The sequence below is a fragment of the Arthrobacter sp. NPDC080073 genome, assembly GCF_040686575.1.
Taxonomy (GTDB): Bacteria; Actinomycetota; Actinomycetes; order Actinomycetales; family Micrococcaceae; genus Arthrobacter.
Window position 1 is genome coordinate 274,408 of record NZ_JBFBKR010000004.1, and the last position, 21,749, is coordinate 296,156.

Genomic DNA, 21,749 nt, shown 5'->3' on the forward strand with positions numbered 1-21,749 from the left:
CTCAACATTCGACCACTTTTGAACCACCCTCCAGTCCGGGATCCCCGTATTCTCAGGGATCCCGGACTGCTGCACGGGCCAAAGGTGGTCGGATCTAGAGGCTCGGCCGTGTCCACGACTGAATGCACGGCGGGGCGTACCCTGATGCTATGGGCTCCGAAGTCCTGGATCTCAGGCTCACCACGGGCATACGGGTTCCGTGCCTCGTCCATGGCGACGCCGACGCGAAGCCGCTGTTGCTTTTGCACGCCTGGGGTGAATCCCGTCGCAGCTTTGACCGCCTTGTACCTTTGCTGACGGACTTCAGGGTTTACGCGCCCGACCTCCGCGGCCAAGGCGATGCGGAGAAACCGGAGCTCGGCTATTCGCTGGCCGAACAGGCCGAGGACGCCGCCGCCATCCTGGATGCGCTCGATGTGCCGAAGGCGTTCATCCTCGGTTCCTCCAGCGGCGGCTATGTGGCCCAGCAGTTAGCCATCGGGCATCCCGATCGTGTCGCGGCGCTCGTCCTCGTGGGCTCTCCGCTGAGCCTTCGCGGCCGGACTGCTCTCGCCGAGGAAGTCGCGGCTCTCGAGGACCCCGTCAACGAAGACTGGGTACGGAGTTCCCTCGCTTGGTTCCCACTGCTGCACGCGATTCCTGTTTGGTTCATCGAGGACCGGGTACGCGACGGGGTCGGGATGCCAGCGCATGCGTGGAAGCGCATCCTCGATGGTTTGCGCACGGCAACTCCGCCCTCGGAGTCCGGAACCATCCTCGCGCCCACCCTGATCCTGTGGGGCGCACATGACTCCGTGCTGCCCCGAAGGCACCAGGAGGCCTTGGCGGCTCGAATACCAGGCGCCGTGTTGAAGGTTTATCCCGGGGTAGGGCACCTGGTCTTGTGGGAGTGCCCGGACCAGGTGGCAGCGGACGCGACCGCGTTCCTCAGTTCCCTCGGCTAGGGTTCACGCACGGCCGCTGCCACCGCTTGAGTGCCCGACGGCGGCAGTCACCGCAGTGCCCTACCGACACCCGAACCCGTCTTCGGGACCAGTCCGCGCAGCCGGAGCCGGGCCGGTTCCTCGACGTACTTGAACAGCAGGTGGGTGGCCAAGGCAATCCCGAGCAGGCACGCCGCCGCGAGCAGGTTCTCCTCCAGTTGTCCGGCACCGTTCGGCCAGTCCCTGATGAGCCAGTAGAAGAGGTAGATGAAGAACATGTGGACCAAGTACAGGCTGTAGGAGCTGCGCCCGCCGTACTGTAGCCACCCCGCGGACAACGCCGAGCGGAGCCAGCCGCGGGTCAGGCTAAGAAGGCCAATGAGCAGCGGGAAGGCAAGCACCGCCAGCCGGCCCGGGCCCGGTTTTCCGGCCGTGGCAAGGAAGAGGACGACGGCGGTTCCGGTCAGCAGGGCGCCGGGACCGGCAAGGGCATGGTTGAACTTGATGCGGTCCACATTCCGTGCGGCGATGCAGGCGAAAGCGCCGGCAATGAAGCAGCAAGCGATCCGCAGGAGCCATTCGTAGGGCTGATGCTCAACCGTGGCGATGGGCAGGTCCGGCCCCCAGATGGCGGTCGGCAGGAGGACGAGCACAGAGGCCGCCAGCGCCGCCAGCGGATGCAGCCGACGCAACCGGAACAGGACCAGCGCCAGCAGCGGAAACGCCAGATAGGCCAGCCACTCGGCGCTGACCGTCCAGCCCGGCCCGAACCAGCTCGCGCCGTCGGTTCCGGGTTGGAACCAGAGATGTATCATCAGCAGCTGCTTGGCCAGCCCCCACGGAGAGAGGTCCGGAGCCTGGGTCTGCAGGGACCATTCCCGCACGGATTCCTGGGCAGTCCCGTACACGAACCACAGCCCCAGCACCCCCACCACCAGGGCGAACGCGGGCCACATCCTGGCGAACCGGGCCCAGACAAAGTCCGCTGCATCCCGCCAGCGGAACCGTGGGCCCAACCGGTCCAGGTAGGTGTAGGTGATGATGAAGCCGCTGAGCACAAAAAACACGTCCACGCCAAGGTCGCCGTTGGCAATGACGGGACGGAACAGCTCGTAGACGGGCCCGAGGAAGGTGTGCTGCATGGCTTGAAGATGGAAGAACACCACCCACAGTGCGGCAACAAAACGCAGTGCGGTGAGCGTGGCGAGATCAGGCCGGGACTGCTTTGCTTCGCCCTTCGGCAGGCGATTCCCCGCCCCGGAACCGGGAGCCGGGCGGTAGGTGTCGGGTTTCCCAGGGGTCGGATTCGCAGTGGGGGCACTATGCGGAGGCGAGATGACTGAGAACATCCAATCCACCATACCGGAGGCACCTGACCGGAGTCTGGGAGCCGCATACCCAACTAACTCGCAGTTAATGTCGTTTTCAGCGCTCTAAACGACATCTATTGCTAGTCAGTTGGGCGGACGCCGGTGGGGTTCAGTAGTTCCTGCGGTGCTTGAGTTTCGGGAGTGCGACGGCGAACACCGCCGCCGCGGCCACGCCCAGGACGCCTGTGGCCCAGACGCCCGCCGCGAGCGACACAGCGGCAGTGAGTGCCGAGAGCAGCACGGGTCCACCTGTGGCACCGGCGTCGGAAATGAACCTCCACAAGCCAAGGAATTGCCCACGACCCTTATCCGGGGAAAAGTCGGCGCCGAGCGTCATGATGAGTCCTGAGCTGATGCCGTTGCCGAAGCCGATCAGGAGCGAAGCCAGCAGCAGCCCCACAAAATCCGCGGACAACGGCATCAGGAACAACGCCGCGCCCATGATGAGGGTGGACGGCACCGCCACCCACATTCGCCCCTTGCGGTCCATGAGCTTGCCGGCCGGGTAGAACACCAGCATGTCGATCGCTCCGGACAGACCGTAGATCAGTGACGCGTGTGTGGCGTCCAATCCCAGGTGCTCCGCCCACAAAGGGATGACCACTTGGCGTGAGGCCCGCAGCGCGCTGAGCAGCAGGACCCCGGTCCCGATGGTCAGGAAAACGCCCGCATGGGAAACCGCGACGCCACGGAGGGTGGGCTCGGGACCCTTGCGTCCGCCGTCGACGTCGTCCGGCAACACAAGGTCCGGGATGGTGAGGGACAGCACCGCGGCGGCCGCCATGCCCGCCACGCCAACCCAATACGCGCCGCTGATCCCGGCAAACTGCATGACGGCCGCGCCGACGAACGGGCCGATGAACACGCCGATCCGGGTGACGCCGCCCAGCGTCGAGAGGGCGCGTGCCCGGTAGATGACCGGGACGGCTTCCGTGAGGTACTTCTGGCGCGCGAGGTTGAAGACGCTCGTGGACATCCCGACGACGGTCATCGCCGCGGCGAGCAGCCAGATGCCGTTGTGGGCAAGGAGCGGCGCGAATCCTGCGGCCAACAGGGCCAATGCTCCGGCGGCACCCGCGGCGACGACTGCCCATCGTTCGCCGAACTTGATGGTGATGAGCGAAGCGGGCAGATTGAAGAACCACGACCCCAGCCCGATCAGGGTGACCACCAACGCGGAAACGGCCACCGAAGCACCAAGGTCGCGGGCGGACAATGCCACCACCGGAAGCACCGCGCCTTCGCCGATACAGAACAGCAGGGCGGGCCCAAAGGCGGGCAAGGCAATGCTGCGAAGATTGAAGGGCTGAAGGGTGCTGGTGGTGGTCATCCCTTTCATCCTAGGCCGCTGCCTCCTTTGCGACGCGCCCAATACCTCTCGCGAAGGGAAATCCGGGTGCGCGAGGCAATCAGCGCAGCGCCTACTTCAGGAACCTCGCGTCGAACGAGTTCAGGTCCACATTGATGCCGTTCAGGGTGTGTTCGAACTTCTGCTGGATCCCCACCCGCATGGTGCGGGCCGTGTTCCAGCCGCCGTACTGCACAGGTGCCGGAGCCAGGTAGTCCGCAGTCCAGCTGGAGTAGTTGAGGTTGCTCGTGTCGGTATCCCAGAGGGGCACGTCCGAGAATGCGGTGCTGTTGCCCATCAAGCCTGGCCACATGCCGCGGCCGCTGTAGATCACAGGCCGCACGCCCAGGCTCCGCACGCCATCCACCATGGCCCGCGTTACCAGGGATCCTCCGGGCTCGATATCCAGGGCGAAGAACTGCAGTTGGGCGATGTACGGGCCGGCGGCTTTGATCCCGTTCTCCCAGCACGAAGCGTCACGGGTGTAGACCGCGATCTTGAGGCCGGCGTCGAGCGCCATCTTCAATTGGGCCTGGGTCTGTTGCCACGGGGTGCACGTGCCCCACACCGTGGAGTGCATCACGTAGAGGCGGAACCCCTCGGCGTAGGCCTGGCGGAACCAGTTGGGATCGGTGATGGCCGCGGTAGTGTCGAGCACCTTCACGGAGCCGCCACCGGCAGCCGGGGGCACGACGACGGCGGGCGCGGGTTCGGCGGCAGGCTGCGGGACGGCTGGCGGTGCTGGAGCCGGGGTAACGAGCGGGGCCACCTCAGCGGCAGGTGCGGCGTTCGCGATTGTTGCGGGGGCGGCGTCGGGCGCTGGGTTAGCGGAGGGGCGAGCCCCGGTGGCACCCGTTAGTCCGAGGAGAAGCACGGCAGCGAACATCAAGGCAAGTTTATTGGGAATCAAAAGAGGCTCCTGGGTGCTGGCCTCGGGTCCAGAAACGGGCGCAGCAGGGTGTCACGAAGGCACGGAATGAGGTGCACCATGCCCGGGCCCAGTTCCCGGTCATGGCGAGGACGCCCCGCAAAGCGAATGACGTCCAGGTGCAACTCTAGGGAAATCCCGGCGGAAGCGACAATTTGCAATCCGCGCAGTCGTCGAGTACTAACCGGTTACAACTACGTCGCCCCGAAAAGGGGAGGCGCTACACGTACCCGTCCACGATCGCGGCCGCGATCTCCTTGTACGCACGGCGGGTATCGGGGCGCAGGACGTCCAGGGTGACCAGGTCACCGTCGGCCACTCCCCTGTCGTGCGGGACGGCGATCAACTGGCGGCAGATCCCGGAGAGGTGTTCCTCGATGGCATCCTTGTCCACGCGGGAAGATACCTCGTCCTTGTCCGTGATGACCACGATCGCGTTGCGTGCGAGCTCCTCGTAGCCGTGGCTCGCAAGCCACTGAAGGGTGCTGCGGGCCCGCTTGGCACCGCTCACGGCATACCCGGCCGCGATGATGAGGTTGTCGGCCGATTGCAGGATGCCGCTCATCGCGTTGTGCGTGACACCGGTGCCGCAGTCGGTCAGCGCAACGGAGTAATAGCCCGAGATCAGCTGGCGGATCCGCAGGTATTCCTCGGCGGTCAGTGAGTCCGAAACTTCCGGGTCCTGTTCGCCGGCGATCAGGTGCAGTCGGCCGGCGTGATGCATGTACCGGGCGAGTGCCGTGAGCGAATCGACATTGTCGACGTTCTTGAGCAGGTCCGTGATGGTGCGCGGCGTGGCCTTCTGGTAGATGCCCTCGCCCAGGGCGCGCTCCACGAGGTCGCCCGAATCGGGGTTGGCATCGATTGCGCAGGGCGGGTCGCCGCGGAATTCCGCCAAGGTGAGGCCCACGCCGACCGTGGTGGAGGTCTTGCCGATCCCGCCCTTGAGGCTCAGGACGGCCGTGTTGTAGCTGCCTTGGAGCTGGCGGGAAATGCGCCGCGCCAGCTCATCCTCTTCACGCTGCTTGGCGCTCGGCCCGAGGTTCCAGGCGCCGCCGGTCAGCCTGTAGAGCATGCCGCGGAAGCCACCGACGGGACGCGGTTTCTGTTCCCGCACGAACGAACCCGGCGAGGAGATGAAGTCGGAAATCGGAGCGTTGGCGGCTGCGGCGCGTCCGGCTCGTGCGGCAGCCGGGGAATCAGCGCCCGACGCCGGTGCTGCCGCCGTCGCGATCTCACGTCCTGGTTCCTCACGGCTCGCGTCACCGCTGCCCGAGTCGGTTGCCGCCCCGGCGGACGCGTCGGCGGCAGCTGCCGCTTCAGCCCAGGATCTGCTTTGGAGCGGGGCAGGCGGGGATGCGGGCGCGTCGGAATCGTTCGGCGTAATGATCGGCATAGTTCCTGTCCAGGCGTCACCCTCTTCGCGGCGGCGATCGCGGCGTCGACGAAGTTCGGGCTGCCCTTCGTTAGATGCAGCGGCGCTGGCTTCGTTGTCCACAGAATCCGGCATGGTCTTGTCCCCTAGGACTCGCAGCGTTGTGCGCCGCGGCTCTCGTTTAGATTGCTTCAACCAGCAATTCTAGGTGGCGCCGGCCCCAAACCTGACATACGGGCCGTGCCGGGCAATTCGGACCGGCGACATTCTGCTGGATCACCCGGCGCCGCCCCGAGCTTGTCCCCGGGAAATACGCGGATTCTTCTCCGGTACGTCGGCGGTGATCCAGCAGAATGTAGCGCTACTCGGCGGTGAGGGACTCGATCAGGCCCTCGATGCGGCTCTTGATCTCGTCGCGGATGGGGCGGACGGCGTCTAGGCCCTGGCCGGCCGGGTCTTCGAGGACCCAATCCTCGTAGCGCTTCCCCGGGAAGTAGGGGCATTCGTCGCCGCAGCCCATGGTGACGACGACGTCGGATTCCTTCACGGCTTCGGTGGTGAGGATCTTGGGGATTTCGGCGGACATGTCGATGCCAAGTTCAGCCATGGCTTCGACGGCGGCCGGGTTGACTTTATCTGCAGGCTGCGATCCCGCGGAGCGGACTTCGATCCGGCCCTCGCCAAGAGTCGTGAGGAAGGCGGCAGCCATCTGGGAACGGCCTGCGTTGTGGACGCAGACGAAGAGGACGGAGGGTTTCTTGACGGTTTCAGTGCTCATGAGAGGACCTTTCGATCGGGCGCCGGGAAGGCTGCGGGCAACGTGGCAACACTTGGGTACAGGGCGCGGATCAGGAGGAACCCAAGGCCGCCGCCCAACAACTGGGCGAGGATGAACCCCGGGGCAGAGGCCGGGGCGATCCCGGAAAACGTGTCGGTGATGGTCCGGGCCACGGTCACAGCAGGGTTCGCGAAGCTGGTGGAGCTGGTGAACCAGTAGGCGGCCGTGATGTACCCGCCGACGGCATAGGCAACTTTGTCCGGTCGGCCGGAGCGGATGGTGCCGAAGATGACCAGGAGCAGCCCGATGGTGGCGACGACTTCGCCGAGCCACAGCCCTCCGCCGGCACGTCCATGCGTGGAGAGTGTCACTGCGTCGAGGCCGAACATCAGGTTGGCGAGCACGGTCCCGGTGAGGCCTCCAACGAACTGGGCTGCGATCAGTGCCAACGCCGTGGGCGTGTCCAGGATCCCCAGTGCGCGCTCCACCACAGTGACCACGGGGTTGAAGGATGCCGAGACGGGCTGCAGGGCCAGGATCAACGCCACGAGGGCGGCGCCCGTGGCGACGCTGTTCTGCAGGAGCTGCAGTCCGGCGTCGTCCGGGGACAGGCGCGAGGCCATGACGCCGGACCCCACCACGGCCATGACCAGGAAGGCGGTGCCGGCGAGCTCCGCCACGGCCCGCCGTGTCAGCACGCTCACTGGGCCTGTCCCCCGATCAAGGCCGCCAGGCCGGACAGGGCATCGGTGCGGGCGCGGTAATAGACCCAGACGCCCCGCTTCTCGCGTTCCAGGAGGCCCGCTTCGTGCAGGACCTTCAGGTGGTGGCTGATGGTGGGCTGTGACAGCTCAAAGGCGTCGTTGAGATCGCATACGCAGGCTTCGCCGCCCTCGTGGGACGCCACCAGGGACATCAGCCGCAGCCGCACGGGATCACCCAGAGCTTTGAGCAGCGGAACGATTCCTTCGGCTTCGGATTCCGACAAGGGTTCCCGGGACAGCGGCGAACAACACGCCACCGTCTGGACAGGCGTTAACTCCAAGGACATAGACACGGGTAAATATTCACACTTGTCGATGTTTAAGGCAACGCCGGATCGTCGTCCGCCATCGACGCCGCGGCGGCAGCGATGCGGTTGGCCATTCCTTTGAAGATGACGCCGTGGAAGGGCAGCACCGCCAGCCAGTACAACCGTCCGCCCAGCCCTTTGGGGAAGAAGACCGCCCTTTGTCGGTAGAGAGCCCCGCCTTCGGCTTCTTCGGCGCGCATTTCCAGCCAGGCGCGCCCGGGGACCTTCATTTCCGCGCGGAGGCGCAACAGGGAGCCGCGGTCGATCTGCTCCACGCGCCAGAAGTCCAGGGCGTCCCCCGTATTCAGACGGGTCGGACTGACCCGGCCGCGGCGGAGCCCGACTCCGCCCACGATCTTGTCCATCCAGCCGCGCACGGACCAGGCCAGGGGGAACGAGTACCAGCCGTTGTCGCCGCCGATGCCTTCTATGACTTGCCACAGTTGTTGCGGGGTGGCTGTCGTAGCCTGCTCCTGGTTGTCCTGGTACACCAGGTGGCCGGCCCATTGCGGGTCGCTGGGAAGCGGATCACTCGGGGCACCGCGAACGGAGGAGTTCTGCCAGCTTGTTTCCACTTCCCCGGCGGCCTCGCGCGCCAACGCCAAGCGAAGCGATTCCCGGTATCCAAGCAGCCCGGCTTCGGGCGGATCGATATATCGGTGGATGTCCTGCTCCCCAACCACGCAGTTCTGCTGCAGGGATCCGATGAGCGGCACGGCCAAGGAACGGGGTATGGGGGTGACGAGGTTGACCCACTGGGATGCCAACCATGGAGTCAGGACGGGCAGTGAAATCACCGGCCGGCGCCGCAGGCCCGCTTCCGCGGCGTAGCCGTTCATCATCTCGTCGTAGCGGAGGACATCCGGGCCACCGAGGTCGAAGGTGCGGTTGAGCGAGGCCGGGAGTCCTGCTGCGGCGACAAGGTAATGCAGTACGTCGCGGATAGCGATCGGCTGGACTTTGTTCCGCACCCATCGCGGAGCCACCATGAGGGGCAGCACCTCGGTCAGTTGCCGGATCATTTCGAAGGAGGCCGAACCGGAACCGATCACGACGCCGGCCTGGAGCACCACCGCGGGCACCGGGGAGCTCAGGAGAATGTCGCCCACTTCCTTGCGGGATCGGAGGTGCCGGCTGAGTTCCGTTCCTTCCGGGTGGAGGCCGCCCAGGTAAATGATCCGCTCGGCGCCAGCATCGGTCGCCGCCCGTGCAACATTGCCGGCACAAAGCCTTTCGGTCTCTTCAAAAGACCGCTCGCCGGAAGGACCCATCGAGTGCACCAGATAGTAGATGGCGTCAGCCCCGGCAAAGGCCTGCCGCAGGGAGTCCACGTCCTCAAGGTCGCCAATCATCACATCCACGCCCGCTGCCCAGGGGACGTCCCTGAGCTTGTTCGCGTGGCGTACCAGGACGCGGACGTCGTAGCCGGCGTCGAGCAAGCGCGGGACGAGCCGTCCCCCGATGTAGCCGGTGGATCCCAATACCACTGCCAGTGGATTCATCGTGGCCCCTTCCGATGCCCTTGCGGCGCCGGAAGACCGACGTCCAAGGACAGCGTAGCCCTACACCGATCCCGCCCGTTTCCGGCGGTCGTTCTTGCCCCGGAGGTCGCGGTTCAGGCGGCGGTCCCCGTGATACAGCAGCGACTCCCAATCGACCTGCTCCGGGGTTTTGGGAATGATGGCCGGCGGCAGCGCCTTCGGCTTTTTGGGCGCGACGTACAGCCAGTTCAACACGCCCAGGTACATGTCCACTCCGGAATTGGCCAGTCCGATGTAGGCCCGGATCGCACCGGCGGCCATGACGGCGTTGAAGGCAGCGAATGCGGCGTTGCCCCAGTTTCCCAGTTCCCAGTTGCGCCAGACGGTCAACAAGGAGAACGCGACGATCAGGTACGGAGCGAGGACGTAGAGGGCCGGGGCGGCGGTGCGGTCCTTGACCTTGGGGGTGCGGACGAACGGAATCTTGTCTCCCGTGAGCGCCTGCTGGAGAGACTTCAGGACGCCGGCCAGATTGACCGGCAGGAGAACGAGGTTGAAACCATAGATCCGGAAGATGTCGCTGAACCGGTGGCCGCAGTCCCGCAGGTCGCTGCCCATGGCCAGGAAGTAGGGCAGCGCGGCGAGGAAGACCAAGGGGCTGAGGAGACGGCTGTCGTAGGGGTACGCCAGGAGGAACAGCAGCCCGAAGCTGGCCCAGGTGATGGAGGCCATGTAGTTGACTCGCAGCAGGATTTCGCGGAAGAGGACTGGCCGGGCCTGGCCTCGGCGGTTGCGGATCTGTTCCCAGAGCTTGGGCAGGATCAGGAGGCCGCCGTTGGCCCAACGGCGCCGCTGCACCACGAGCGATCCGAAGTCGGGCGGCGTGGCACTGTAGCTGAGCCTCTCGGGGTAGTTGACCAAGGTCCAGCCGCGCTTGCCGAGGTCCACGCTGGACTCGGTGTCTTCGATGACCGTGCGGTCCTGGATGTAGGTTCTGACCTCGAAGCCGCCCATCGTGGAAATCTCAACGATGTCTTCCAAGGCGCGTTTGCGGATCACGGCGTTCGCTCCCACCCAGAACGTGGCGCCGTATTGGGTCATCCCCTGGTGCTGGATGTGCTGGATGTCCGTGGTGGCGCCGGCGATGCGTTCGATCCGCGTCGGGGCGCCTCGGAAGGAGGAATACGGGGTCTGGGTGACGGCTACCTGCTCATTGCCCGGGGATTCGAGGAGTTGGACCAAGCGCAGGCAGTAATCGCGCAGCAGCAGCGAGTCCGCGTCCAGGGTCAGGACGTAGGTGGTGTCCGGGATCGAGAGCGCGCCGCCGTCGGGCACACCTGCGGGTCCAGCAACCCCTGCGGGCCTCAAGACGGTGCCGTCCGCTGTCTGTTCCGGATGCCAGGTCCCGCCCATGAGCGAGAGGTAGGCATTCAGGTTCATGGCCTTGTTGGCCTCGTGGGAGAGGCTGGCGAACCGCTTTCGCTCGAACGTGGACACCCGGGCGTTGAAGATCCAGGTAAGCCGCGCGTACAGCTCTGCGATGCGTTCCGGGCCGGGCGAGGCCTGCTGGGCGTTGGCAGCCGTGAGAGCCAGAATCACCAGTCGTAGTTCCCGTGCCAGGCCCATGAGGACCAGGTCCACGAAGAACTCGTCCACGTGGTCCTCGACGGACTCGGTCTCCGCCATTGCTTCTAGCCACTCCGCAGCGTATTCGTATTCGGCGATCAGCCGCTCCACTTCGGTGCCCGCGTCCAGTTCAGGTTCCTGATCACGACGACGGCGGTACCTCGCGTAGGCCGCGTTGACCCTCGCCGCCGGTTCCTTGAGGGTTTCCGTGATCTGGCCTGCGAGCGAGCGCGTCGCTTCCAGGCGCCGGAGTACGTCGGGGTCTTCGGGGAAGGGCGGATCGTCGAGAAGGAGCACAACGCTGAGGTCCGGGAACTCCTGCAGGACCGCGGACCACATGGTGCCACGGACGACTTCCGGCTCTTCCGCGTAGGAAGGAATCAGCACGGTGATGCCTTCGGAGTAGTCGAAGAAGTGCCGGTCCAGTTCCCCTCGGGGAACCCGGCGGTGGGCCCGGAAGCGAGTCAGGGCGCCCTGGCGGGCAGTGAGGTACATCAGCGCCGAGAACGTCAGGAAGGACACCACCACCAGGTAGGACAAGGATTCGGTGCCGAAGCGGAATCCGGCGCCGGGGTTGTCCACCAACTGCTTGAGCACCGTCGTGACCACATAGCCAACCCAGGCGAGCACGGTGGTGAGGACGGCGACGCGGCCGAGGACTATTTTCCGCCGCGATGGTGCAGGGTGGACGATCGAGAGCGGTTCGGAGCGTTTTTCCGCGCCCCACTGACGCTTTCGGGCTTTTGAAGACTGCCCATCTGCCGTTCCCTGTTCATCGGGGCGAAGCAGCACGATCTGATCCGACATGAATCCCCATTCGCTGTCCGTGCACCCCCAGCGGGCGCGCGGCACAATGCGGGCGTAATGTAACGGACCGCACTCCAGTGCGCCCCTATGATAGGCGAACAACGCGGAGTTCCGACAGAACTCATGGAAATGCTACGCAAGATGCTGCGTTTCCAGGGGGTGAGATCTTTCCCAGACATCCGTGAAGTCCTTATCACAAAGTTCTAGGGGTATCTCTGTGTCGAAGCGCTTTCCCGGCCGCCGGCTGTCCGTCCTGCGTTTGGGAATCCTTTGCGTCATCGTGGTCGCGGCGGTCACGGCGGGCTATCTCGGCCTCCGGAACGTCCAGGACGTCAGCGCCGCGGCATCCATGCCTTCGGTATTCTCCGGCTACGTAGACGTGACGGCGACGCCGCGCTTCGCGTTCGAAGATCCAGCCGTGCCCAGCGCGAAAGCCGTGGTGCTGTCGTTCGTCGTCGCCGATCCGAAGCAGGACTGCGCCCCGTCCTGGGGTGCGGTGTACAGCCCCGGCCAGGCAGCTTCCGATCTCGACCTGGACCGGAGGATCGCCCGGCTCCGCCAGCTTGGCGGAGCCACAGCGGTCTCCTTCGGCGGGCTGAGCAACAGCGAGCTCGCCGTTTCCTGCAAAGACACGAAGGCCCTGACCGATGCCTACCGGCAGATTGTGGATCGCTACGATCTCACCACCATCGATCTCGATATCGAAAGCAATGCGCTGACGGACACGGCCGCTGCCGACCGGCGGGCGCAAGCCATTGCCGCCCTCCAGAAGGAACGCGCAGCCAGCGGCAAGCCCCTCGCCGTTTGGCTGACGCTTGCGGCCGACCCGAATGGCCTCACGAGCCAAGGCCAGGGCATCGTGGCGCATACCCTCGCCGGCGGAGTCGAACTGGAGGGCGTGAACATCATGGCGATGGATTTCGGTGCGAGTAAGCCCTCAAGCTGGAGCATGTCCCGAGCCGCAGAATCGGCTGCGGATGCCGCCCACGGCCAGCTTGATGCCCTCTACCGCAACGCCGGAACTGACTTTGGCAGCGAAACCCTCTGGCGCAAGCTTGGCCTGACCGTCATGGTCGGCCAGAACGATGTCGCCGGTGAAATATTCACCCTCAATGACGCGTCCACTATGAACAGCTTCGCCAAAGACAAGGGCCTCGGCAGGTTGTCGATGTGGTCCATGAACAGGGATAGGACGTGCAGTCCCAATTACCCCGACTTGAGCAAGGTCTCGGACAGCTGCAGCGGGGTGGTCCAGGGTTCCCAGCTGTTCTCCGCGACCCTCGCGAATGACGTGGCGCTGCCTACCCCGACTGCGGTTCCGTCGCCTACGGCGACCGCCTCAAGCAGCGCCACGGCCACCACCACCGACGACCCGTCAACGAGCCCCTATCCGGTCTGGAACACCAATGCCGCCTACACCGCGGCCGACAGGGTGGTCTGGCACGGCAGCGTCTACGAGGCAAAATGGTGGACCCGCGCTGACGTCCCGGATAACCCGGTCTTGCAGGGCGGTGCCACTCCGTGGAAACTGGTGGGTCCAGTGCTGCCCGGAGATAGGCCAAGCCCCAAAGCAACCGTGCCTGCGGGGACCTTCCCGGGATGGGCGCCGGCGACCGTCTACCACAAGGGCGACCGCATCCTCTTCGACGGGTCCGCGTTCGAGGCCAAGTGGTGGACTCAAGGCGACAGCCCGGAAGCCGCAGTCCAAGGCGCCCCGGACTCCCCTTGGGCAAGATTGACGCCAGCCCAAATCCTGACTGCGCCGGCTTCCTAAAGCGCGAACTGGCAGCAGATGCCCGCAAAATCGTTTCCGGAGGGCATCTGCTGCCAGTTCGCGCTTCGTGGAGGAACGGGCGTAGCTCCAGCAGCCAGCTTCCTAAGCGCTCGGACCGTTCTGGCGGCGCCGACTCTTTCGCCTGCCCTGGATCAGGGTCGCTACACCGGCCAGCGCGGCAAGGAGTCCCGCCACAAGCAAGTAAGGCACCGGACCGGCGCTCGCATCCTGGATGATTTTGGGCAGTTGTCCTTGTTGTTCCCCTGCGGAGGTGGCGGGTGCCAGGTCTTTGACCGTGAAGGGCACGGTGGCGTCGACAGCGGCTTCGGTGGCGGCATCCTTGAGCGTGAGGCTGGCAGTGTAGTCACCAGGCTGGAGCTTGCCGTCAAGGGTGGTTTCGACCTGGGTGTCGGTGCGCGCGTAGACCGAGTCCATGGTCACCGCTGCCTGGCTGACGGTGTTGCCTTTGTGGTCGCGGATTACCAACTGGCCGGCGGGCTTCAGGTTGGTGGTGCCCGTATTTTTGACTTGGACATCCACCACGGAGCGGTCGGCAGTGGTTGTATGGCTGGCAGCTCCCAGGGCGAGAGCCGCTTGGAGGGGGCCGGGGACATGGACGGACACCGCGATGGCCTGCCGGACAATCTGATTCAGGACCACGGATCCGGACCCCTGGAGCGGGACATCGTTTTCCAGCACCAAGCTGGTGATGTAGTCTCCGGGGGCCGTGCCGTCGGGTACGGTCAAGGCGAAAGTCCGGGTGCTTCCCTGGCCAGCGGGCAGTTGCAGCACCTGGGGCGTGTATGACAGCCAGGTGGTGGTTCCAGTCGAGGTGCTGTCCCGGTCTTTCGCCCCGAAGCCGCCATTGATAAGGGAGTACGCGTCGGCCGCGTAGGTGCGGGCAGCGATCGCGACGGCGCCGTGGTTGCCCAGCTCTACCTTCAACTGCCGGCTCTGGCCTGGGTCCATGGTCAGGCTGAAGTAGGAGCCGGCTTGGTCAAGTGGCTTAAGGCTCAGGTTGACCGGCTGTTGGCTATCTGCGGCGGCAGCGTCATTCAGGGGTCCCACCGCCGCCCCAACAGCGGAACCGGAAACCAGCAGGACAATAGTGAGCAGGAGCCGGCTCACGCCGTTTCGCGGGCCGGTCACGGCCCGGAACCGATGGTCGTGGTGATAGTCGAGGTGTAGGTTCCGGCCCTGGCCTGGGCCGGGAGGGTCAGTGACAGGTTGATGCCCTGGGTGTAGGTGCCGGCACCGTAGCCGGAGTTGGCGTGCAGGACCATCCGCGCACTGTTCAGCGACCCGGCCGGCGAAACCGTGGGCACCGTTGGCCCGTTCGTCGGGTCAACGGGCTGGCTGCCCGAGGACGCAACGGGAGCCTCGACGGAGACAATGGCTAGGGCCGACGCGGGAATGGCGGTCCCATTGTTCGGCCCGCTGTAAGTCAAGGCCGAGGCCTGTTCTGTCACATGCCAGCCGGCCCCCGTACCGATTCCTGGCGTCAGCGGCGGTATCGGCGGCAGGTAAGCGGACGTGTCCGTGACTGTCAGCACAGCCCGTCCCGTGATCGTCTGCTGATTGTGTGAATAGGGAGTGGTCGGCAGAGCCAAGCTCTGCAGGCTCGCCGTCAGGGCGGCCGACGCCGGACCCGCGCCTACGGCTGCCAGTGCGATCGCGAGAAGCACCGCGACCGCGGCCCGCCAGGGCCGTCCCGTCACCATCCGTCCTCACCGTCCATGGGCTGGCATCAGGGGGCGGCGGCGAGGGTAGTCGTCAAGGTTGCGGTGTAGGTGCCTGCCCGAGTGTCGGCCGGGATCGCCAGGTTCACGTTTATTGGCTGCGTATAGGTTCCGGACCCATAGTTCGCCCCGGCGCGGATGACCTTCACTGCTGTGTCCAGCGACCCAGAGACGCCGTTCGTGATGTTGGCGCTCTGCGGGCCGGTTGGCGCGCCGTCGGTGCCTGTGTTGCTGATCGCCTCGCCCGCCGTGGACGCGACCGCGCCGACCGAGGTGATGGAGAACGCCGACGCGGGGATCGCCGTGCCTGAGTTTGATCCGGAGTACGCGAAATCGCTGACCTGTTCCGTGACGTTCCAGCCAGCCCCGGTGCCGCTGCTGTCATCGACGGTCAGAGTCATGGTGCCGGTGTTGTTCTGAACTGTGTGCGCCGTGACCACACTGGCAAGCGACATGGCTGCGACCGAGGCCGAACGGGTACCGCCGATGACAGCCTGGGTTACTGAATCTGCAGCGAAGGCCGAGGGAGCCACCAACAATCCCCCAGCGGACAAGGCGGCCACGACCGCTACTATTAGGGCCTTGCGAATCAAGGTTACGGACGTTGAAAACCGAAGCATGTCGAGTCCCCTCCTCAACTCTCGTCGGCCTTGAAGCCCCCTAACAGGCGGCCCCACAGCACCTCCCGATCAGCATCGGAGCAGAAGCCCAGCGCTTCTGCGAGAGTGAGCACAACGTACCAGAGTGGCCTACGTGACAGCTGCAAACCACGCTACGGACGGGAACATTACGTCCGCCCTTCGTGATGAAGTTACCGGCGTTCCGGAGAGTGGGGCGTCCGATGCGCGCTGACCACTGCCAAGACGATTCCTGCCATTAAGGCAAAAAGCGCGCCGACGACGGAGAGGGAAACGACCGCGAATGGCCAGGATGGCCCTTGCTCGGGATCGAGCCGCGAGGTGTTGAGCCCAAATACCGCCGAACCAATCCAGATGTAGTTAACGACCAGAACGGCGGTAGCTCCAAGCACTATCGCGACTATGAAGAGTAGTTTCTGGGCTTTGTACATGCTCTTCCCCAATATTTGTGTTTCCTCCGAAGGAGTACACAGAAAAATATCAGCCCCCGATGGCCTCTGGGTAGCTACAGCAGCCAGTTCCCCTATACTGACATCTGAATAGTTGTTCATATGTTGGAGGTCCCGTGGTTGCCCGTGAAGCTGTCGATGAATGCGGCGTGAAACTTGTCGACCCCGACAAGGTCGAACTCGTCCGGGCGGCCCTGCCCTCGGATCATGACATTGCCGAGCTTGCGGACGTGTTCGCGCTGTTGGGCGATCCCGGGCGGTTGCGGCTGTTGACGTCGCTGCTGGAAGGCGGCGAACTGTGCGTGTGCGACCTCGCGGCGACGACGGCGATGAGCGAGAGTGCGGTCAGCCATGCGTTGCGGCTGCTGCGCGCCCACCGGGTGGTTTCCGTTTCAAGGCGCGGCCGGATGGCTTACTACCGTCTGGATGATGCGCACGTACGGATGCTGCTGGACCTGGGCTTGACCCACACCGGACATACCGTCGCCGTTCATCCCGAGCGCACGGCCAAGAAGGCCGGCACCGCTCCCGCTAAGAAGGCCAAGGGCCAATGAGCACCCACCACCACACCCACGCCGCGTCGGGGAACTCCTCCAAGCACTATGCCCACAGCCACGTAATAGCAGCGAACGCAGACCGGCGCTATCTCGTTGTCGCGTTGGCGCTGATCGTCGGCTTCATGATCATCGAGGTGATTGTCGCCGTCGTTTCCGGCTCGCTGGCCCTGCTTTCGGATGCCGGGCATATGCTCACCGACGCCGGGGCGATCGCCGTGTCGCTCTGGGCGATCAACCTCGCGGCCCGTCCGGCGCGGGGTATCTGGACGTTTGGATTCAAGCGCGCGGAAATCCTCTCCGCCGCCGCCAACGGAATCACCTTGCTGGTGATCAGCGCCCTCGTGGCTGTGGAGGCCATCCACCGCCTCCTCGATCCTCCGCCGGTCCAGGGCGGCCCTGTCCTGGTGGTCGCGATCCTAGGGATCATCGTGAACCTCGTTGCGGTGTGGGTGTTGGCCAAGGCTAACCGGTCCAGCCTGAACGTCGAGGGATCATTCCAGCACATCCTGACCGACCTCTACGGATTCATTGCGACGGCGGTCGCCGGGCTCGTCGTCCTGACCACCGGTTTTGTCCGTGCGGACGCGATTGCTTCGCTCATCGTGGTGGCCCTGATGCTGCACGCCGCGTGGGGGCTGCTGCGGGACTCCGGGAGGATCCTCCTGGAAGGGGCGCCGGAAGGTGTCGACCTGGACCAGGTGAGGGAACACCTTCTCGAAACCGGGCACGTGCATGACGTCCACGACCTGCACGTCTGGACAGTCACCTCGGACCTTCCGGCCCTCTCCGCGCACGTCGTCCTGGACGAGAGCTGCTTCAACGACGGACACGCCCCGCTCATCCTTGACCAGCTGCAAAACTGCCTGACCGGGCATTTCGACGTCGAACACTCCACCTTCCAGCTCGAACCCGCCGGCCACGCCGTCCACGAAACCGGAACCCACTGATGGCCGCTGCCCCGCCCGCGTCTGCCCAACGCTGACCTTCAAACACACCCCTTAGTGGTGCGCTTGCGTCTCCTGGAGCCGCTTGATGAACCAGCGTGACTGCTCGGGCCCGTAGGGAAGCACCGGGATCGCTTTGGTGGCGTCCGACGGCGTGTCCCGGATCGACTGCCTTGCTTGCCGTACCGCTGTGGACATGGTGTCGGCCATGGTCTTCACGAATTGGTCGCTGCAGGGCTTGCCGTGGCCGGGGATGAGGAACTCGTAGCGGTGCCGCAGGGCGGAGATGTGCCGCAGGACGTCTGCCCAATCTTCCGGGTAGGAGTCCTCGAACGAGGGGTGCGCGCCTTGTTCCACGAGGTCACCGGCGAAAAGGGTGCTGGGCGTGCCTACCAGGAGGTCGCCATCGGTGTGGCCGCGGCCCAGGTAGAACAGGGTGGCGGTGAGGCCGCCGAGGTCAACCAGGACGGGCTGGTCCTTGACGATCGCGTTGGGAATGACGAGTTCGACGGCGTCGCCCCGGCCCGCGGCCATCTCAGGTTCCGTGGCGGCGACGAAGCGGCGCTGGTGGTCGCCGTCGTCGTCGATTGTCGCCGCACAGTTCACGTGCCCCCAAAACTCGGTGACGCCGTCGTCGGCAAAAACGGCGTTGCCGAAGTAGTGGTCGTAATGGGCGTGGGTGTTCACGACGACGAGCGGCAGCTGGGTCTTTTCGCGGACGGCGGCGAGGATCTGCCGTCCTTGGCGGGGGCCGCAACCGGTGTCGATCACCATGGCTCGTTCCGTGCCTACAACGAGGCCCGTGTTGAGCAGACACCCTTCGGTCTCCAACACGTAGTTGTTAGGGCCGACTTCGAGCCATGCTGACATTGTTTCTCCGTCTTCAGATGCGTTCCGGCAGTGTTCAGGCCTCGATTCTACCCACGTGGAGCCGGGAGGATCGGGACGAAAGGCGCAGTGGATGCCCTGGCCGTTCGAATGCGATGCGCAGGAGGGGCTTGAGGACCAATGCTCGGGAAAGCTACGCTGTCGGGGTTGGCGATGGCTACTTGTGGGGGGAGGACGTGATCGTGATGCCGGATACTGCGGACCGTGGAAAGGCCAGTGTCGCTTTAGGCGACGATGGACTTCTCCACCTGCGTTGGCGTCCCGGGGTCGACATAGAAGTTGAGGATGCCCGGGCGGCCATGGCGAAAGTCAACGAGCTATGCCAGCAGGAGCAGCATCCAATGCTTGTAGACATGGCCACAGTCGCTTCCGTCAGCCGGGAAGCCCGGGGTATATGGTCCATTCCCTGCGGCGCTTCGCGCATCGCTTTGTTGGGTACGTCGCCAGTAGACCGGGTCCTGGCGAACTTCTTCCTCGGAGTCCACATCCCGCCTTGCCCGACCCGTTTTTTCACATCGCGCAGCGAGGCCCTGGACTGGCTCAATGCGGGCGTGTGAGCCCCGGCTGTGTTTCCCGCTTCTGCCCGCAGGGATTACGTGACCTCGACAGAAAGCGTTGAGGACCCGCGCCTGCAGCAGTTGGTTGACGGCGTTGTCCGATTGGCTGCCGGCGATCTGGACGCACGCATTAAGCCTTCGGAGCATCGGGATGACATTGATGCTGTCATCACGGGAGTCAACCTGCTCGCAGAAGAACTGGGCTACATTCATTCGGAACTCGAAGAGCGCGTGGCCGCTCGCACGGCGATGCTGCGGCGGACACAGGTTGAGCTGGAACAGATGGCCAAGACAGATGCCCTCACCGGACTTGCAAACAGGACGCTGCTTACCGAGCGGATCCAGGAAGCGATCCTGTCCTGCACGGACGGCGGAAGAGCCCCGGCCGTGTTGCTCCTGGATCTGGACTCATTCAAGGCCGTCAATGACATCCTGGGCCATAGCGCCGGTGACGCCGTGCTGGTGGAGGTTGCCAAACGTCTCCGCGCGGCCGTCAGGCCGCAGGATACCGTGGCCCGCCTGGGCGGGGATGAGTTTGCCATCCTCGTTACCTCAGCCACGGAAGAGGAGATCATTCGAATTGCGCACCGCGCATCGGAGTATCTGCAGGACAGCATGTGTATCGGGATAGAAACGGTTTGGGCGATGGCGAGCATCGGCGTTTGCGTCGGCAAGCCGGGGTACCGGGCGGAGGCGCTGATGCGCGATGCCGACATTGCCATGTATCAGGCAAAGGCGCGGGGCCGGAACAATGTCCAGCTATTCCAGCCGGAGATGCTTGACGCAGTCCAGGAACGGTCCCGAATAACGGCCGAACTACGCACCGCCGTTGCCGGCGGGGAACTGGCGCTGCTGTATCAGCCGGTGGTCGAATTGGCTTCGGGCCGCGTCATCGGCATCGAAGCCCTCCTCCGATGGCATCACCCCGTGCGCGGAACCATAATGCCGGGCAGTTTTATTGGCATAGCAGAAGAAACCGGCTTGATCTTTGAGCTGGGACGGTGGGTGCTGCATGAAAGCCTCGCCCAAATGGAGCGCTGGAGCCGAACCGACCCGGACCTGAAAGACTTTTGCCTGCACATCAATCTTTCTGCCGCCGAACTGCTTCGAACCGACTTGCTGGAGGACATCAGCCACACGCTGGCTAGGTATGGCGTGGATCCGCGGCGTCTGGTCCTGGAAATCACCGAGACCGTATTGATGTCCCGGGGAACCGGACAGGAACAAGTCCTGAGCAGGCTCCGGGAGCTCGGCGTGGGGCTGCAAATTGACGACTTCGGTACCGGCTATTCGTCCATCAGCTACCTTCGCTCGCTTCCGGCAGACACAGTAAAGGTCGATCAGTCCCTCATCAAGGACATGGAGTCGGACTCCCGGCAGCAAAACTTCGTTTCAGCCATTCTGCAGCTGATTTTCGCTGCGGGGCTCAACGCGACCGTGGAAGGCATCGAAACCGCCGAGCAAGCGGCCCAGCTGCGGGCCATGGGCTGCCTCTACGGGCAAGGCTACTTTTACGGATATCCGGTCCCGGCCGCGGAAATACCACATCAGCTCCGCCAGCCCGCGCGGCATCTGTAGAGTTAGCGCATGTCGAAGCTTTGGGACCAGATGCTGCTAGTCCCCACAGTAGTCCGCCTCGCTTCCCGGGCACCGCGCAACCCAGACGCAGCTTGGGAAGGGTACTGGCGTGGAATCCGCACTACTGGCCGCTCCGGCGACGTGCTTTGGGACTCGGACTCTTCGGCCGAGCGTGCGCAGTACTCCGACGCGATTGCAGCTCACTTCGATCCAGCCCTTCCGGTAGTCGACGTCGGGTGCGGCAACGGAACCCACACCCGCTGGCTTGCCGGCCTGTTTCCACGAGTTCTCGGGATCGACGTATCCACGGGGGCGATCGAGAGGGCGAGCAAGGAAGCAGCAGGCATCGAAAATGCCGACTTCATGGTTCTCGATGCTGCGGCGGCAGGTGCCGGAGAGGTCCTGCTGGAGCGGCTGGGTCCAGCCAATGTCTTTGTCCGCGGAGTCTTCCACGTCCTGAAACCCGGCAAGCAGGCCGCCATGGCCGCCAACCTGCGAAAGGTCATCGGGAACAGAGGCCGGGTGCTACTGGCCGAAACCAACTTCCGCGGAAATAGCCTCGGTTACCTGACTCAGCTCGGCGCCACCCGGCAGAGCATGCCCGTGCAGCTGCGGCGCGCCTTGGAGAACCTTCCCCGGCCCGGGCATTTCGGTGCCAGGGAACGGCACGGCGTATTTTCGGATTCGGACTGGCAGTTGATTGCGGACGGCCCGGTTAACATCGAAGTGGTCCCGATGAACGCGAGCGGTCTTCCGCAGTGGGTTCCGGGATATTACGCGCTTCTGTCAGGCGCGGAAGATTCCGGAACAGAACACGGAGGGGCGTAACTGCATCCCGTGCGCACCGCACGTTACGTCCCCGTGAAGATTTCATTTCAATCCGGACCGTCCGGTTTGTTTGGCGGTAGTATTCCCTT

Annotated in this window: 21 protein-coding genes; 7 read left to right on the plus strand and 14 right to left on the minus strand. The window is 64.7% G+C overall.

What is annotated here, in order from left to right; genetic code table 11:
* The first annotated feature begins 149 nt into the window (after positions 1-149).
* Positions 150-944 carry an alpha/beta fold hydrolase gene (locus AB0O52_RS07350; RefSeq protein ID WP_364535449.1) on the plus strand — a complete coding sequence of 265 codons (795 nt, stop codon included), beginning with the start codon at positions 150-152 and terminating at the stop codon, positions 942-944.
* A gap of 47 nt (positions 945-991) precedes the next feature.
* Here the strand turns inward: AB0O52_RS07350 and AB0O52_RS07355 are convergent, their stop codons facing one another.
* From AB0O52_RS07355 to AB0O52_RS07395, 9 genes are all read right to left on the minus strand, one after another.
* Positions 992-2,272 carry an acyltransferase gene (locus AB0O52_RS07355; RefSeq protein ID WP_364535452.1) on the minus strand — a complete coding sequence of 427 codons (1,281 nt, stop codon included), beginning with the start codon at positions 2,270-2,272 and terminating at the stop codon, positions 992-994.
* 130 nt (positions 2,273-2,402) lie between these two features.
* A complete protein-coding gene (locus tag AB0O52_RS07360; RefSeq protein ID WP_364535455.1) occupies positions 2,403-3,623 on the minus strand; it encodes an MFS transporter in 1,221 nt (406 codons plus the stop codon).
* Between the two features lie 91 nt (positions 3,624-3,714).
* Entirely contained in the window at positions 3,715-4,551 is an 837-nt protein-coding gene (locus tag AB0O52_RS07365) for a hypothetical protein (RefSeq protein WP_364535458.1), read from the minus strand.
* Positions 4,552-4,789: 238 nt separating this feature from the next.
* On the minus strand, positions 4,790-6,079 hold the full coding sequence (locus AB0O52_RS07370) for a MinD/ParA family protein (RefSeq protein ID WP_364535461.1): 1,290 nt from the start codon (positions 6,077-6,079) through the stop codon (positions 4,790-4,792).
* 226 nt (positions 6,080-6,305) lie between these two features.
* Positions 6,306-6,722, minus strand: a complete 417-nt coding sequence (locus AB0O52_RS07375) for an arsenate reductase ArsC (protein WP_364535464.1) — start codon at positions 6,720-6,722, stop codon at positions 6,306-6,308.
* Complete coding sequence (locus AB0O52_RS07380) at positions 6,719-7,426, minus strand: aquaporin (RefSeq protein WP_364535467.1); 708 nt, start codon at positions 7,424-7,426, stop codon at positions 6,719-6,721. The genes AB0O52_RS07375 and AB0O52_RS07380 overlap by 4 nt, the downstream gene beginning before the upstream one ends.
* A complete protein-coding gene (locus AB0O52_RS07385) occupies positions 7,423-7,773 on the minus strand; it encodes a metalloregulator ArsR/SmtB family transcription factor (protein ID WP_364535614.1) in 351 nt (116 codons plus the stop codon). Before AB0O52_RS07385 ends, AB0O52_RS07380 begins: the two co-directional genes overlap by 4 nt.
* A 32-nt stretch (positions 7,774-7,805) precedes the next feature.
* Positions 7,806-9,296, minus strand: a complete 1,491-nt coding sequence (locus AB0O52_RS07390; protein ID WP_364535470.1) for an SDR family oxidoreductase — start codon at positions 9,294-9,296, stop codon at positions 7,806-7,808.
* 60 nt (positions 9,297-9,356) lie between these two features.
* A complete protein-coding gene (locus tag AB0O52_RS07395) occupies positions 9,357-11,708 on the minus strand; it encodes a glycosyltransferase family 2 protein (RefSeq protein WP_364535473.1) in 2,352 nt (783 codons plus the stop codon).
* 217 nt (positions 11,709-11,925) lie between these two features.
* Here AB0O52_RS07395 and AB0O52_RS07400 point away from each other — a divergent pair, with 217 nt between their 5' ends.
* The gene (locus tag AB0O52_RS07400) at positions 11,926-13,482 is read left to right on the plus strand and encodes a chitinase (protein ID WP_364535476.1); all 1,557 of its coding nucleotides are present in this window, start codon (positions 11,926-11,928) and stop codon (positions 13,480-13,482) included.
* A 102-nt stretch (positions 13,483-13,584) separates the two neighbouring features.
* On the opposite strand, the gene AB0O52_RS07405 is transcribed toward AB0O52_RS07400, so the two are convergent.
* The 4 genes from AB0O52_RS07405 to AB0O52_RS07420 form a co-directional block, all read right to left on the minus strand.
* Positions 13,585-14,631, minus strand: coding sequence for a DUF916 domain-containing protein (locus AB0O52_RS07405; protein WP_364535479.1), 1,047 nt, complete (start codon positions 14,629-14,631; stop codon positions 13,585-13,587).
* Positions 14,628-15,203, minus strand: coding sequence for a hypothetical protein (locus tag AB0O52_RS07410; protein WP_364535481.1), 576 nt, complete (start codon positions 15,201-15,203; stop codon positions 14,628-14,630). Before AB0O52_RS07410 ends, AB0O52_RS07405 begins: the two co-directional genes overlap by 4 nt.
* 26 nt (positions 15,204-15,229) lie before the next feature.
* On the minus strand, positions 15,230-15,784 hold the full coding sequence (locus AB0O52_RS07415; RefSeq protein ID WP_364535484.1) for a WxL domain-containing protein: 555 nt from the start codon (positions 15,782-15,784) through the stop codon (positions 15,230-15,232).
* 248 nt (positions 15,785-16,032) lie between these two features.
* Positions 16,033-16,290: a hypothetical protein gene (locus AB0O52_RS07420; RefSeq protein ID WP_364535487.1), complete on the minus strand. Its 258-nt coding sequence runs from the start codon at positions 16,288-16,290 to the stop codon at positions 16,033-16,035.
* Positions 16,291-16,424: 134 nt separating this feature from the next.
* Here AB0O52_RS07420 and AB0O52_RS07425 point away from each other — a divergent pair, with 134 nt between their 5' ends.
* Together AB0O52_RS07425 and AB0O52_RS07430 are read left to right on the plus strand one after the other, a co-directional pair.
* Complete coding sequence (locus AB0O52_RS07425; protein WP_364535490.1) at positions 16,425-16,862, plus strand: metalloregulator ArsR/SmtB family transcription factor; 438 nt, start codon at positions 16,425-16,427, stop codon at positions 16,860-16,862.
* Positions 16,859-17,812, plus strand: coding sequence for a cation diffusion facilitator family transporter (locus AB0O52_RS07430; protein ID WP_364535493.1), 954 nt, complete (start codon positions 16,859-16,861; stop codon positions 17,810-17,812). Before AB0O52_RS07425 ends, AB0O52_RS07430 begins: the two co-directional genes overlap by 4 nt.
* Before the next feature lie 51 nt (positions 17,813-17,863).
* Here the strand turns inward: AB0O52_RS07430 and AB0O52_RS07435 are convergent, their stop codons facing one another.
* Entirely contained in the window at positions 17,864-18,679 is an 816-nt protein-coding gene (locus AB0O52_RS07435; RefSeq protein WP_306959078.1) for an MBL fold metallo-hydrolase, read from the minus strand.
* Positions 18,680-18,882: 203 nt separating this feature from the next.
* Between AB0O52_RS07435 and AB0O52_RS07440 the strand changes: the two genes are divergently transcribed.
* The 3 genes from AB0O52_RS07440 to AB0O52_RS07450 are packed head-to-tail and all read left to right on the plus strand — an operon-like array spanning position 18,883 to position 21,660.
* Entirely contained in the window at positions 18,883-19,254 is a 372-nt protein-coding gene (locus AB0O52_RS07440; RefSeq protein ID WP_364535617.1) for an STAS/SEC14 domain-containing protein, read from the plus strand.
* A gap of 39 nt (positions 19,255-19,293) precedes the next feature.
* Positions 19,294-20,832, plus strand: a complete 1,539-nt coding sequence (locus tag AB0O52_RS07445; RefSeq protein ID WP_364535496.1) for an EAL domain-containing protein — start codon at positions 19,294-19,296, stop codon at positions 20,830-20,832.
* A 9-nt stretch (positions 20,833-20,841) separates the two neighbouring features.
* Positions 20,842-21,660 carry a class I SAM-dependent methyltransferase gene (locus AB0O52_RS07450; RefSeq protein ID WP_364535499.1) on the plus strand — a complete coding sequence of 273 codons (819 nt, stop codon included), beginning with the start codon at positions 20,842-20,844 and terminating at the stop codon, positions 21,658-21,660.
* Positions 21,661-21,749 lie beyond the last annotated feature (89 nt).

Excerpts from the sequence above, each read along its gene's own strand:
- AB0O52_RS07350 (WP_364535449.1), top strand. The coding sequence starts at position 150 with ATGGGCTCCGAAGTCCTGGATCTCAGGCTCACCACGGGCATACGGGTT.
- AB0O52_RS07355 (WP_364535452.1), bottom strand. The coding sequence starts at position 2,272 with ATGTTCTCAGTCATCTCGCCTCCGCATAGTGCCCCCACTGCGAATCCG.
- AB0O52_RS07360 (WP_364535455.1), bottom strand. The coding sequence starts at position 3,623 with ATGACCACCACCAGCACCCTTCAGCCCTTCAATCTTCGCAGCATTGCC.
- AB0O52_RS07370 (WP_364535461.1), bottom strand. The coding sequence starts at position 6,079 with ATGCCGGATTCTGTGGACAACGAAGCCAGCGCCGCTGCATCTAACGAA.
- AB0O52_RS07375 (WP_364535464.1), bottom strand. The coding sequence starts at position 6,722 with ATGAGCACTGAAACCGTCAAGAAACCCTCCGTCCTCTTCGTCTGCGTC.
- AB0O52_RS07385 (WP_364535614.1), bottom strand. The coding sequence starts at position 7,773 with ATGTCCTTGGAGTTAACGCCTGTCCAGACGGTGGCGTGTTGTTCGCCG.
- AB0O52_RS07390 (WP_364535470.1), bottom strand. The coding sequence starts at position 9,296 with ATGAATCCACTGGCAGTGGTATTGGGATCCACCGGCTACATCGGGGGA.
- AB0O52_RS07395 (WP_364535473.1), bottom strand. The coding sequence starts at position 11,708 with ATGTCGGATCAGATCGTGCTGCTTCGCCCCGATGAACAGGGAACGGCA.
- AB0O52_RS07410 (WP_364535481.1), bottom strand. The coding sequence starts at position 15,203 with ATGGTGACGGGACGGCCCTGGCGGGCCGCGGTCGCGGTGCTTCTCGCG.
- AB0O52_RS07420 (WP_364535487.1), bottom strand. The coding sequence starts at position 16,290 with ATGTACAAAGCCCAGAAACTACTCTTCATAGTCGCGATAGTGCTTGGA.
- AB0O52_RS07430 (WP_364535493.1), top strand. The coding sequence starts at position 16,859 with ATGAGCACCCACCACCACACCCACGCCGCGTCGGGGAACTCCTCCAAG.
- AB0O52_RS07435 (WP_306959078.1), bottom strand. The coding sequence starts at position 18,679 with ATGTCAGCATGGCTCGAAGTCGGCCCTAACAACTACGTGTTGGAGACC.
- AB0O52_RS07440 (WP_364535617.1), top strand. The coding sequence starts at position 18,883 with ATGCCGGATACTGCGGACCGTGGAAAGGCCAGTGTCGCTTTAGGCGAC.
- AB0O52_RS07450 (WP_364535499.1), top strand. The coding sequence starts at position 20,842 with ATGTCGAAGCTTTGGGACCAGATGCTGCTAGTCCCCACAGTAGTCCGC.